Raw genomic sequence first — 12,522 nt, 5'->3', positions numbered from 1 at the left:
GACTAATGACGATTTTAAAAATAGATCTAACTTTTAGATGACTTAAACCATTTTCTTAGGACAGATAAGCTATTAAGCAGAATTCTTAAGGATTTTTGCCAACTTTTTATCTACTTGGCCACGAACAGTCATTGGCAATAAGCGCGTTAGATGATAAAGCTTGCGAGCTTGCTTACCAGGTATAATGAAGAAGTCGTTAGCGCGGATGCCTGCTAATATCTCATCAACGGCCACTTCAATAGGTAAACTACCCCCTAATTGCTTAAGCTGAGTGGTAATGGGTGATCCAGATTTTCGTTCTTCAAATACTAAAGGCGTCTCAACCTCAGGCGGACAGACGACAGCAATATCGATGCCCTCTGGCTTACTCAGCTCCATCCTTAACACATCAGCCAAGCCAATAATGCCAAACTTAGAAGCACAATAACCCGCATAGCCATAGCAAGCCACTAAGCCAGCCATCGATGAGATCAGTACCAATTTAGGGCGCTGTTTGCTATTACTGCGCGCGGCTTTTAGATGAGGCAAAGCGCAATAAGCTACGTTACGGCTACCGACTAGATTGATATCTATTTGCCGTTTAAACTCTTCCTCAGTCATCTCTTCAAAGGATTTTGCAATGGCGATACCAGCACTATTTATAACAGTATCAGGTGCAGAAAAAGCTTGTTCCGCGTCATTGAACACCGCTGCTAATTGCTTAGTATCTGTTACATCAACTTCATAGCCCTTTATAGAGTCGCTATTTTCATTGTGTTTCGCGCCTTTTTTAGACTCTTTTGCGAATTCATTCAGCGTTGCAACCGCTTCATCAATTTGATCATGGGCAAAAATACAAACCTTGTCGCCGGCTTGCAAGTAGCGCTTTGCTAGCTCATAGCCAATGCCACTACTGCCACCAATAATCCATCTAACCTGCTTGTCTGATTTATTGAATATCATGACTAACGCTCCTTGTTTTTTAATGTGATATGACTTAATTTGGTGCTATGAACTTAACAGCACATCTCCATACTCATCCCGCAAGTCTTTTTTCACCATCTTGCCAGCACCATTTAGTGTAATATTATCTACAAAGATGACTTTGTCAGGTATTTGCCAGTTGGCAATTTTGTCATCATAAAAATCAATCACTTGTGACTCATTGAGTGCTGAATTTTGCTCTTTGACCACGATCAACACTGGACGCTCGCCCCACTTCCTATGGGTTGCAGCAATCGCAGCCGCCATTTTGATTTGTGGATGCGCGGCTGCAATATTTTCAAGTTCAACTGAAGAAATCCACTCACCACCGGATTTAATTAAGTCCTTTGAGCGATCACGAATATTCATATAACCATCGGCATCAACGGTGGCAATATCCCCAGTATCGAACCAACCGTCTTCAGTGATGGCATCAGGGTTATGAGTGTAATAATCGTTAATGATCCAGTGGCCTCGTATTTGTAAGCGTCCTTGCGATACGCCATCCTCAGCTACCGCTTCAAGAGGCTGATCGGTGTCCATAAGACGTATCTCAACGCCGTAAGGGGGTCGACCTTGAGATTTACGCAACTCATTTATCTCATCTTTACTTAGCGATTTATGCTTACCTTTTATTTGGTTCATGGTGCCAAGCGGACTGGTCTCTGTCATCCCCCAACCATGTATCGCATCACAATTGAAATCTTCTCTAAAAGTTTTGATTACAGATGGTGGGCAAGCCGCTCCACCGACAATAGTACGGGTCATACTATCAAGCTTGCTGCCTCGTTTTTTGGCAGCGGTCAACAGGCTTTGCCAAATCGTTGGAACACCTAAAGCAACAGTCACGTGATAATCATCGATTAAAGACACTAAGCTGTCACCATCAAGATTCGGTCCAGGCAGTATTAAAGAGCAACCTATCAAGGCTGCAGCATAAGGGGTTCCCCACGCATTGACATGAAACATCGGCACTACCGGTAACAATACGTCTTTTGCAGATAGGGCTGAGATATCAGCCATAGATAACGCCATCGCATGCAGCACCGAGGAGCGATGGGTGTATAAAATCCCTTTAGGATTACCTGTCGTTCCTGAGGTGTAGCATAAAGAGCTGGCAATCGTCTCATCGAATTGTGGCCATTCAAAATCAGGAGAATTCTCTGCTAACAACTCATCAAAGAATAATACGCCAGGTAATTGCGCTACTACCTTATTATCATGGCTACCCAAGCAGATAAAATGCTTAATGCCTGTAATTTGCTCTTTAATCGCCATAATTAATGGTAGGAAGGTAACATCAAAAAACAGTACTTGGTCATTAGCATCATTAATAATGTAACTTAGCTGTTCAGGAAATAGACGAGGATTGATGGTATGGCAAATCATGCCACTACCTGAAATCGCGTACCAAGCCTCTAGATGACGTCGATTATTCCATGCCAGTGTTGCAATTCGTTCTGAGGGTTTTAGGCCCAGTCCTTTTAGTGCATTCGCTAAACGTTTTGAGTTGTTTGAAACCGTCAGCCAATCACTAATCGTAATTTGTCCATCCACCTCTTTCGATAAGATAGTGGTATCACCATGATATTTAGCTGCATGCTCAATCAAACTACTAATTAGCAGTGGCTGATACATCATTTTCCCTAGCATTTGAATATCCTTATATTTATTTTATTGTGCGCATCCCTAGGTACACTCTACGTATAGGTGCAATCAGCAATATGCGTTATATAATTTTTATAGCGTATGAAGTGTTAGTCATGCTAAAGCAATATCTAAACAGTCAGATGAGACAAGCTGAGCTGCTTGTCTCATTTGCTCATGATAATAGGATAATTATACGTTAGGGTTATTTGTTGCTTTATCACTGAAGTCGTTATTAGCATTAGGCTTGATATAACGTGGCACTGTTTGCCCTGTTTGTTTGGCTACGGCATGTAAGGCTTGTTCAATCCAACTTGCATCCATGATAAACATCAGCGAACCATCTTCATTGAAGTTTATATTAGCGCCTTCTACCACCATAAAGCCTTCTGTACCTTCTTTACTGCTAAAAGTGTGCGTAGAACCACCTGGCTCAAACAAATAGCTGCCTGTTGTTTGAACATCGTCAGGATACTCTAGATAATTCCAAGATCCAGCTGTGGTATAAAAATGCACCACTCCTGTGTGGTAATGGCGAGGTAATAAGGTGTCTGCATCAAAACGAGCATAGATTACCCATACGCCAGCTTCAGGATTCAAATAACAAGGGGTCACATGAACGCCTGGTAAAGCGTTTTTCACTTCGCCTTCTTTATTGATATTGAGTGTCAATAGATAGTCTTGAGGGTTGCCGATAGACATATTACAATTCCTTTTGATTTACGGTTAAAGTCAGCATCAATATCTTTCATATGCTGGCTGGTCATAAGAAAGTAAGGGGTAAACCTGTAACTCGCTTGCTACTGATCTACTGCTCACTTGCTGATGTTTATTAGTATATCGACCACAGACATTCTGCCAACCACTCAAAAGAATGGTTTTGAGACCCACTTATTTTTTAATAAAACCCGTCTTTTAGACTCCCTAGTTATGCTAATTTTAAACGGTGTGAAAAAGGTTATGCCTCAACAGAATCATTCTGTTGTTTTCATTTACGTTTCAAAAAAAGGACAGGTTGTATGGATACGCAAGCACTTAATACATTTTCGGATGACTTATTTAATAATAAAGTTGCAGTTGTCACTGGAGGAACGTCAGGAATTGGACAATCCGTGGCTATTGCCTTTGCAAAAAAAGGCGCTAAAGTATTGGCGTTAGGATTAAACAGTGCCGAGGCAAAATATCCTAAAGGGTTGGATATTGAAACGGTAGAAATGGATGTAACAGATGAGAATAAAATAGCGGATTTTTTCAATAATTTAGATCAACTAGACGTGCTATTTAATGGTGCGGGCATGGGCTCTACAACAGAACACGAGTTACCAACCTTCAAAAAAGTCATTGATGTTAACCTAACGGCAGTTTTTCATATTAGCGAATGTGCCGCGCCGCTCTTAGCTAAGTCAGATAATGGCTCGATTATCAATGTGTCTTCGCTATACGCCATCTTTGGATCAGGAATGACTCCTGCATATTCATCATCTAAAGGCGCAATTGATCAGCTTACTAAATCTCATGCGATTTATCTTGCTAAAGATAAGGTGCGTGTTAATGCCGTTGTACCTGGATGGATTGACACGCCTTTAATTGAACCACTAAAACAGATGGAAGGATTTACTGATTTTGTCATGGCGCGCACGCCATTAGCACGCTTTGGAGATCCAGATGAAGTGGCAGCTGTGGTATTGTTCTTAGCTTCCAAAGCCGCAAGTTGGATTAATGGTACTACCATTACAATTGATGGTGGCTACTCTACCATCTGATAAATTAGGAGCTTATTAGCTTATTAGCTTATTAGCTTTTAGCCTAGTCTAAAATCTGTTGTTGGCGCGCTTCCGCTACTGCTTGAGTTCGGGAGCGCACTTGCAGCTTATGATAAATATTACGCAAATGCCATTTAACGGTATGTATAGATAAAAAAACCTTATCAGCTATCTGACCATCACTTAGTCCTTGTTCAACCAATAATAGAATTTCAACCTCTCGCTCCGATAAGATAAACTTATTATTTTGCTTCTCATCATTTTTTTGAGTCAATAGCCCTGTACTCTCTTGATCGGTATCCGGTAACAAATCTTCCTTTTCTTCACTCTTATAGCCGCTAATTTTTAATAGTGATTCAATATATTCTTTGATATCAGGCAGTATAACTATCTCATTCCCCTGATAGCTGAACAAATCTATAAGTATTGAATAGAGCAATGGATGTTCATCAAGAATAATACGATGCGATTGTGTCAGACGAAATAGCTTAAGTGCCTCTATTAATACAGTATAAGAATCGATCTGCTGACCTAAAATATGGTAAGCCATTGCCAGCAATAATTTGATGCGTGCATTACGCAGTACAAATGGCAAGTTGGCCTTTAAAAGTTGATTTAGGCTTGCTGTTGCTTCTGCTATCTGCTGGCTATTACCTAAAAAGATAGTCGTACGATATGGCAGTAAATCTAACCCCGTCAATAACTCGGTCAAAGTTAAAAAATGAGGCTGACTTTTCTCAGTCTCTAAGTTAGAAGGCTGTATATTATAATCTTTACCATGATCAGTAACAAAAGCTATAGGCATTTTTTGCTTAAGCGCTTGTTCGTTTTCCCACTGCCGCACATCTTCAATTAAGCGTGGAAGCGACCACTCATCAGCCTTACTATTAGCATTTAACACATAGTAATGTTTATTATTTTTTTTCGTTAAAACCCCTAGTTTCAGCTCTGTTAAAAACCCTAAAATAACCATATCTGCAATAGCCATGTTTTCACCATGGTCAAAATCTATTAGAGCCTGCTTTGCATCTTCTATACGATTCAATTCATAGTAAAAATCTGCTTTTAAACTGCTTGCTACCCCCAGCATCATATCTTGATTACTGTCATTAGTACCTAACTGAGCGTATTCTGGGCTAATACCTATGCACTGGAACTTTTTGATAGCTGAGGGAACATCGCCTAACAATCTATCACAGGTCGCATCAATGCTATCTACATACGCTAGACCATACGGATTATTACCTTTGATATAGAGTAATCTGGACTGCAGAATTAGTGAGCGAGCTTCTTCTATATTTCCGCGACAAAGCTGATATAAAGCGCACATACCTACTAACGGTGCTCTAAAAAAATAGGCATCTGAAGTCAGCTGCTGAAGGCCGGTTTTTGCCAGTTGATACGCTTTAGGCAAATCATCAGCAATAAATACTATCATTGCTGACAAGCCTAATTGCTTGTCTTTGTAGCTCATAGCTATGTGGGCATCTATGTCTGATAGATATAGTTTTTCTTGCTCAAGAACCTTTATATAATGCCCAGCTTCATGATGTCGACGCGAAAGCACTAAACCCCAAGTCAAATCGTACAGTAAAGCTGGATGCTGACATAATTGTGTGTCAGATAAAGATTTTGTTAGCTCCAAAAAGCTGTAAAGACGTCCGCCAAGTATCAAATCATGACTAACCGATTTTAAAGCAGATAAAACCAAATCATTGTCACCTATAACTTGTGCATGGTAAATGGCTTCTAAAGGCATCCTATGTTCTTGATGCCATTCAGCTGCTTGAGTATGCGCTATCCAATATCTTTTTTTATCTTGGTTTTGGAGCCTTGTTTGTAAAAACTGTCTCATTAATTCATGTATACGAAACCACTGATACTGATCATCTATCGCTTGAATAAAAAGGCCTTGTTGACTCAGGTTCTCAAGCAAGAACTGCGCATCAGTTGCCTCTGTTAAATCATGGCATAAGCTCGCATTTATTTTTCTTAACACACTAATATTTAGTAAAAAATCTTGAATATACTCATCACACTGTAAAAACACTTGCTCCGCTAAAAACTCAGCTATTTGACGCTGAGCACCACTGACTTGGTGGACAAGTTGGTATAGATCTGCTTCATTTTTACAGTACAAATTGATGAGCTGAATGCCTGTTAACCAGCCTTCAGTTTTTTCAATAAGCATAGAGACGAGTTTGTCATCAATCAAAGTGATATTATTAGTTGAAGATACCGATAGCTCTGACAATGACTGATTAGCTGCCATATAAGGTGTGAGAGCGATATTGTGTGTCAAGTTACTTTGCAAATATTGCTGTAATTCGTAAGTATCCGGTAATGACAGTCTTAATTCATTCGCTCTAACAATCCTCACCAATCCCTGCAGCTCCTCTTTTGCAAGTGGCCAATTTGGCTGTATGCGTGAGGCAATGACCAAATGGTAATTAGTAGGTAAAAAAAGATACAGCCACCATATTAGGTTTAAGCTAGTAGGATTGGTTACTGCTTCTAGCTCATCAATAAATAAAGTGTATGTAGTTGTAGTATCAAGCTGAGAAAGCAGATGATGAATATGGTTTTTAGTTACCCTACCTTCGGTTAACGAATGTGAATCAGGAAATTGCGTTAATACTGACCATAAGTACTGATATAAACGTACAGGATCATTATCATCGTTATCCAAGGTCAGCCAACCAACAGCACAGTTATTTTCTTCTAACTGTTCGCTCAGCTGTACCATCACAGTTGTTTTTCCATACCCTGCCGCCGCTTGTATCAACACCAAACGGCTGGTAAGTTTATTAGATAACTGATTCAACAATCTAGACCGCTTTAGCAATCTAACCTGCTGTAATTGTGGTCGATTAGTTTTCGTCTTTAAAATCAGCATCCGTGTCTCATTTTTAAAAGAATTTATTGCTAAAGTAAATGATAGTGCCAAACAGCTATAATGTATGTAAATACTTAAAATATGGCTTCAATCGCTATTGGCACTGATTTTTAGTATGATTTGATAATATGGCCGTATAATGAGTGTACTAATAAAATAATTACGACGCTTGAATTTGGTGACTAGTTTAGCAGTATGAAACGATAGTTGCTTATGAGAAGGAATTTACCGTTCTGAGCTATGCTGAAATTGAGCTACGCTGAAAGTGAACCGCCCCGGTATTGTCGGAGACTCAACATTCTGAGAGAATACGACAATGAAAAGACAAACCTACACTCCTGAGATTAAAGAACGCGCCATTCGCATGCTGATTGAAGCGTCGAGCGACTATCCTTCTACATGGTCAGCCATTCAGGCCATAGCGTCAAAGATTGGCTGTACGCCTGAGACACTGCGATCCTGGCATAAAAAGCACATAGACCAAACTATTCCCGCCTCAGTGCAGGCTCAAAGTGACAAAGAGCGTATCAAAGAACTTGAACGAGAGAATAGAGAACTCAAGCAAGCCAATGAGATTATACGTAAGGCTGCTGCTTTTTTCGCCCAGGCGGAGCTCGACCGTCCACCCAGATAATGGTTCAGTTTATTGATGACTATAGAGGTAGTTATGGGATCGAGCTGATTTGTAGAGTACTACCGATTGCCCCGTCAACCTATCACCGTGCTAAAGACCTAGAGTGCTGCCCTGAAAAGCGTTCACTGCGCAGTCAGCATGACGACTACTATCTCAGCGAGATTAGACGTATTTGGCAGAATAGCAAGTGCCGCTACGGCGCTCGCAAAGTCTGGCAGCAGATGAAAGCTGACGGGTTAAAGGTTGCTCGGTGTACCGTAGAGCGTTTAATGAGCCAGCATGGCCTACAAGGTGTCTGGCGCGGTAAGGGTAAGATTACCACCAACAGCCGTGACGACCAAAAGCGTGCTGATGACTTGGTCAATCGTAACTTTAATGCCCATCGTCCTAATCAGCTGTGGGTTGCAGATTTTACTTATATCAAGACATTGAGCGGCTGGGTCTATACCGCTTTTATCATCGATGTATTTGCTCGCGCTATTGTCGGCTGGAAAGTATCAAAGCGTATGAACACTGATATGGTAATGGCAGCATTAAATCAAGCAATAGCAGACAGAAACAATCCCAAAGACGTGATTCATCATAGTGATCGAGGGGTTCAGTACTTATCTATTCGCTATACCGATAAGATGACGGACTCTAGCGTGATTGCTTCTGTTGGTACAACAGGCGATTCATACGATAATGCACTGGCTGAAACGGTCAATGGACTCTATAAATCTGAGGTTATTGAATATCTAAAAGAACAATGGAATGGTGTTAATGATGTTGAATTAGCCACGCTTGAGTGGGTGGACTGGTTCAACAAGAAGCGGCTGCATAGCACGATTGGATATGTGTCACCCTTTGAGTTTGAAAAGCAGTATTATGATAATTTAATCCTGTCAGGCATTGCTGCCTGACTCAAGTAGATCAGCCTTCGATTATGCTTAAGACGTTCTAAATTGGTGAACCTCTACTATGATGAGTTTGCCAAGTTTACTAATAGACTTTTTTAATATAGATCAACACAGGTTGCGCAATATTTATATCGTTAGTATCATCTCAGTTTTGAAACGATTCAATTACAATTAGGAAAAACCTTATGGCAAAATTAGAATCAAACATCGAATTAGAAGCAGCGGCATTTCGTCGCTTATTAGCTCATTTAGACGAGCGTAAAGATGTACAAAATATTGAGCTAATGAACCTTGCCGACTTTTGCCGTAACTGCTTATCCAAATGGTATAAAGCGGCTGGTGAAGAGCGTGGTATTGAAATCGAATACGAAGATGCGCGCGAGCTTGTTTATGGTATGCCTTATGCTGAGTGGAAAGAGAAGCATCAACAAAAAGCAACACCAGAGCAATTAGCACGCTTTAACGAGATTGAAGCAGCTAAGAACGAGATTGATAAAGGAAAAGACTGATTAATAGTAGCAAAGGTTGCTCGAACTCAGTCAGCGACGCTCAGAGCAAACCATAACAAACACGACAAAAACCCAAGATAAAACCAAAAATTGCCACTAGATTAGCGGCTTTCTATAGATTTGAGTATGCTACTAAACCCTATGGTTCCTTGTTTCTGCATTTGACGGTCAAATAGGCGACCGAGTAATGGCAATGGTACAGTCAATCGACCCTCAGATACCCAAGTCACGTGTGTAGTGCCATCGCCCAAGTCTTTTAAATCAATGACGCCTTTATCATGTTGCATTTTTATAGGTTTAGATTTTTCAATCTGGTATTGCATATGAGTAGGACGCTCAAATGCCGTAATTCGCTCCCAAAACTTAACAGGTCCCGTTTTAATGGTACGTAAAGCCCCAACGCCATTGCGCTCCTCGTCACCTTCATTCACCAACTTAGCTACACCGACCGCTTTAAATGAGCCATAACTGGCATGGTCGCTCAGTGCTTCAAATACCTCATCAATTGGTTTTTTGACAATGCGCTCTACTTTTATTTTAAACATAATATTATCCCGTTAAGACTAAAGTTCTTTAGCTTACTGCCATTTCAGAAATAAACAAAGCAGTCACACTGTGAAAACTTACTATCGCGAAGAACCACGACCTTTTGAAGGGCGTTTGCCATTTGTAGCAGGTTTGCCATTGCCTCCAGACTTACCATTACCCCCTGACGGCTTACCACGACCAGCAGGACGCCCATCTCTACCTTTAGAACCCGCTGGTTTTCTAGCATCATCCTTGGAGTGTTTTTTATTTCCCTTTGCCGCACCCGCTGGTTTTGAAGACGACTTTGCTTTTGACGAGTCATCGGCACGAGGATTTTTTCGTGGTGCATTACGAGATTTCTTAGCCGGTTTACTGTCTTGCGAAGAAGAATTTTCTATAGAGTTAAGTAAAACAGACAACTCTTTTGGCGTCAGGTCTCGCCAGTCTCCAACGGGCGTACCCTTAAGGCTTACATTCATAATCCGTGTACGCTCAAGCTTCACAACTTCATAGCCAAAATGCTCACACATACGGCGAATTTGACGATTCAGACCTTGCACTAGCGTAATGTTAAACACGTTAGGCGACACCTTAGTGACAGGGCATTTTTTCGTCATCTTCCCAAGCATTGGCACGCCACCAGCCAAACCTTCGATAAAATTATCCGTTATCGGTTTATTCACCGTCACCAAATATTCTTTTTCATGGTTATTCCCAGCACGCAATACCTTATTGACTAGATCACCATTACTGGTCAAGAAGATTAAGCCCTGAGAATCTTTATCCAAACGCCCAATCGGGAAAATACGTACGCTATGTCTCACAAAATCAACAATGTTGTTTTTCTCGGAGCTTTCCGTGGTGCTCACAATGCCGACTGGCTTATTTAATACAATAAAAACAAAGTCATCAGCTTCTTTCGGCTCAATGAGCTGCCCGTTGACTTTCACCGTATCTCCAGCAACCACTTGCGCGCCTACTGCAGCACGCTTGCCATTGAGGTATACATTACCTTGTTCAATAAAGCGGTCAGCGTCTCGCCTGGAGCAAATACCGCTTTCACTGATGTATTTATTTAAACGAGTCGAGGAAGCGTTAAACATAAAGCACCGTTTTTACCTAATAAAAAGCCTTTCTTGTTCAGAAAAAAGCCTAAATTGAATGGATCATCAACAACGAGATGGCTCGTATTATATAGGAAATTCAGTGCCCATTTCAGTAGAGATGGGAAGAAACCTAGAAATATATCCAGAGTCCTATAGATTGCGATAGCTTCGATAAAGCTTATTAATGATGTCAAAGGTTCAAAAAGCTAAAGGAATAGCGAGTAATATCTCGATAGAATTTAATGCTTTTAATAAAGAAATATTCTTACAAAAAGTGCCAATTAATAGATATACACTGTAGCGTGATTGAGTTAATACTAAGACTTTATACATGCGATTTATCTAAAGGCTATAAATACACAAAAATAATCGCTCATCTACACAAGGAAGAATAGAATGACAGGGATGGAGTTTTATACTAATGGACACATTGTTAGCGAAGCTGACAGTATGCGCCAGAAGCTAGGGGATTTAGCAAAACAGTACGACGCGACATCTGCCATTATTATTACAGACGCTGGCATCTCTGATTTAGGATACGTCGATATCGCACAAGAGTCTTTAGAGCAGGCTGGTATTAATGTTGTTATTTTCGACAGAGTTGTTGCTGATCCCCCTATTGAAGTCGTCGAAGAAGCTATTGAACTTGCCAGGGCGAACCAGTGTAATCTGGTCATCGGTTTAGGAGGTGGCAGCCCTATCGATACCGCGAAAATTGTCGCGCTATATTCCAATGACTTTCAGTCGGTTAATGAGCTCTTAGAGGCAGATATTAGTGATTTTAAAAAAATGCCGTTGTTTGCGATCCCCACCACTGCAGGTACTGGCGCAGAGGCTACCTTTGTATCTGTAATCACAGCAAAGGATGGCAGCAAGAAAGCCATATACACGCCTAAAATCCTACCTGATGTCGCGATTTTAGATGCAACGCTAACTCTCAAGCTTCCTCGCCATATTACTGCTGCCACTGCCCTAGATGCGATGGTTCACTGCATCGAAGCTTACACAAGTCGCACCAAAAAGAACCCCATTTCAGATGCGTTGGCTGTTAAAGGTTTGCAAATGCTATGGAGTAACTTTTATACAGTGCTCCATCACGGCGATGATATTGATGCTCGTGCTGATATGTTATTGGGTTCAACGCTAGCTGGTATCGCTTTTGTCAATGCTTCCGTAGCAGCTGTACATGGACTCTCCTACCCACTTAGCATTAACTTCCATGTGCCGCATGGGCATGCCAATGCGCTCGTGATGTGCAGTGTATTTACTTTCAACTTACCAGTAGCAGCACCTCTTTATGCAGAACTCGCTCGTGCGGTGATGCCTATCGACACTTCGGGCATGACTGACATAGAGGCTGCCCATCAATTTATTAATCAACTAAAAGACTTCTTGAAAACAAGTGGTCTAAAATATCGCTTAAATGAGCTAGATATAACGGCAGAGGATATCCCCGCGTTAGCTGATATGGTCATTAATACCTATGCTCGTCTCATTGAAACCAATCCAATGGATATGTCTTTAGAGGAAGTAAAAATGATCTACCAAGAAATACTCTAATAAGCAGCAAATTTCTT

Annotated in this window: 10 protein-coding genes and 1 other annotated feature; of the genes, 4 read left to right on the top strand and 6 right to left on the bottom strand. The window is 41.0% G+C overall.

The genetic code is table 11. The annotated features are described in order from the left end of the window. Positions 1-72: 72 nt before the first annotated feature. The 3 genes from JMX75_RS06345 to JMX75_RS06335 all read right to left on the bottom strand — a co-directional run bounded on the left by JMX75_RS06345 (position 73) and on the right by JMX75_RS06335 (position 3,312). Entirely contained in the window at positions 73-942 is an 870-nt protein-coding gene (locus JMX75_RS06345) for an SDR family NAD(P)-dependent oxidoreductase (RefSeq protein ID WP_181210255.1), read from the bottom strand. Positions 943-987: 45 nt separating this feature from the next. After that, the gene (locus tag JMX75_RS06340; protein ID WP_201531572.1) at positions 988-2,616 is read right to left on the bottom strand and encodes a long-chain fatty acid--CoA ligase; all 1,629 of its coding nucleotides are present in this window, start codon (positions 2,614-2,616) and stop codon (positions 988-990) included. A gap of 186 nt (positions 2,617-2,802) precedes the next feature. Continuing rightward, positions 2,803-3,312: a 2,4'-dihydroxyacetophenone dioxygenase family protein gene (locus JMX75_RS06335; protein WP_201531570.1), complete on the bottom strand. Its 510-nt coding sequence runs from the start codon at positions 3,310-3,312 to the stop codon at positions 2,803-2,805. Positions 3,313-3,629: 317 nt separating this feature from the next. On the opposite strand from JMX75_RS06335, the gene JMX75_RS06330 reads away from it, so the two are divergent. Continuing rightward, complete coding sequence (locus JMX75_RS06330; RefSeq protein WP_181210258.1) at positions 3,630-4,373, top strand: SDR family NAD(P)-dependent oxidoreductase; 744 nt, start codon at positions 3,630-3,632, stop codon at positions 4,371-4,373. Positions 4,374-4,416: 43 nt separating this feature from the next. Here JMX75_RS06330 and JMX75_RS06325 read toward each other — a convergent pair whose 3' ends face one another. Continuing rightward, a complete protein-coding gene (locus JMX75_RS06325; RefSeq protein WP_201531568.1) occupies positions 4,417-7,197 on the bottom strand; it encodes a helix-turn-helix transcriptional regulator in 2,781 nt (926 codons plus the stop codon). A 388-nt stretch (positions 7,198-7,585) separates the two neighbouring features. Between JMX75_RS06325 and JMX75_RS06320 the strand changes: the two genes are divergently transcribed. Beyond that, a protein-coding gene (locus tag JMX75_RS06320) for an IS3 family transposase (protein WP_413786635.1) occupies positions 7,586-8,805 on the top strand; the annotation gives its coding sequence in 2 pieces (ribosomal slippage) (positions 7,586-7,862 and positions 7,862-8,805; 1,221 coding nt in all). Then, positions 7,861-7,977, top strand: a sequence feature (AL1L pseudoknot). It overlaps the preceding gene by 117 nt. A gap of 182 nt (positions 8,806-8,987) precedes the next feature. After that, positions 8,988-9,311, top strand: a complete 324-nt coding sequence (locus JMX75_RS06315; RefSeq protein ID WP_181210261.1) for a DUF1244 domain-containing protein — start codon at positions 8,988-8,990, stop codon at positions 9,309-9,311. Positions 9,312-9,412: 101 nt separating this feature from the next. On the opposite strand, the gene JMX75_RS06310 is transcribed toward JMX75_RS06315, so the two are convergent. Both JMX75_RS06310 and rluF read right to left on the bottom strand, forming a co-directional pair. Further along, positions 9,413-9,856 (bottom strand): SRPBCC family protein, encoded by a 444-nt coding sequence (locus JMX75_RS06310; protein WP_181210262.1) that lies wholly within the window; start codon positions 9,854-9,856, stop codon positions 9,413-9,415. Between the two features lie 81 nt (positions 9,857-9,937). Further along, entirely contained in the window at positions 9,938-10,942 is a 1,005-nt protein-coding gene (gene rluF, locus JMX75_RS06305; RefSeq protein ID WP_201531564.1) for a 23S rRNA pseudouridine(2604) synthase RluF, read from the bottom strand. Positions 10,943-11,341: 399 nt separating this feature from the next. On the opposite strand from rluF, the gene JMX75_RS06300 reads away from it, so the two are divergent. Next, a complete protein-coding gene (locus JMX75_RS06300) occupies positions 11,342-12,505 on the top strand; it encodes an iron-containing alcohol dehydrogenase (RefSeq protein WP_201531562.1) in 1,164 nt (387 codons plus the stop codon). Positions 12,506-12,522 lie beyond the last annotated feature (17 nt).

This window comes from Psychrobacter sp. LFX-11D, assembly GCF_904846475.1.
Lineage (GTDB): Bacteria > Pseudomonadota > Gammaproteobacteria > Pseudomonadales > Moraxellaceae > Psychrobacter > Psychrobacter cryohalolentis.
Note: the sequence above shows the minus strand (reverse complement) of the source record. Positions and strands in the feature narration are given on the sequence as shown.

What these genes read in the sequence shown, in the direction of transcription:
- rluF (WP_201531564.1), bottom strand. Translation starts at nt 10,942, where the DNA reads ATGTTTAACGCTTCCTCGACTCGTTTAAATAAATACATCAGTGAAAGC.
- JMX75_RS06315 (WP_181210261.1), top strand. Translation starts at nt 8,988, where the DNA reads ATGGCAAAATTAGAATCAAACATCGAATTAGAAGCAGCGGCATTTCGT.
- JMX75_RS06310 (WP_181210262.1), bottom strand. Translation starts at nt 9,856, where the DNA reads ATGTTTAAAATAAAAGTAGAGCGCATTGTCAAAAAACCAATTGATGAG.
- JMX75_RS06335 (WP_201531570.1), bottom strand. Translation starts at nt 3,312, where the DNA reads ATGTCTATCGGCAACCCTCAAGACTATCTATTGACACTCAATATCAAT.
- JMX75_RS06340 (WP_201531572.1), bottom strand. Translation starts at nt 2,616, where the DNA reads ATGCTAGGGAAAATGATGTATCAGCCACTGCTAATTAGTAGTTTGATT.
- JMX75_RS06345 (WP_181210255.1), bottom strand. Translation starts at nt 942, where the DNA reads ATGATATTCAATAAATCAGACAAGCAGGTTAGATGGATTATTGGTGGC.
- JMX75_RS06330 (WP_181210258.1), top strand. Translation starts at nt 3,630, where the DNA reads ATGGATACGCAAGCACTTAATACATTTTCGGATGACTTATTTAATAAT.
- JMX75_RS06300 (WP_201531562.1), top strand. Translation starts at nt 11,342, where the DNA reads ATGACAGGGATGGAGTTTTATACTAATGGACACATTGTTAGCGAAGCT.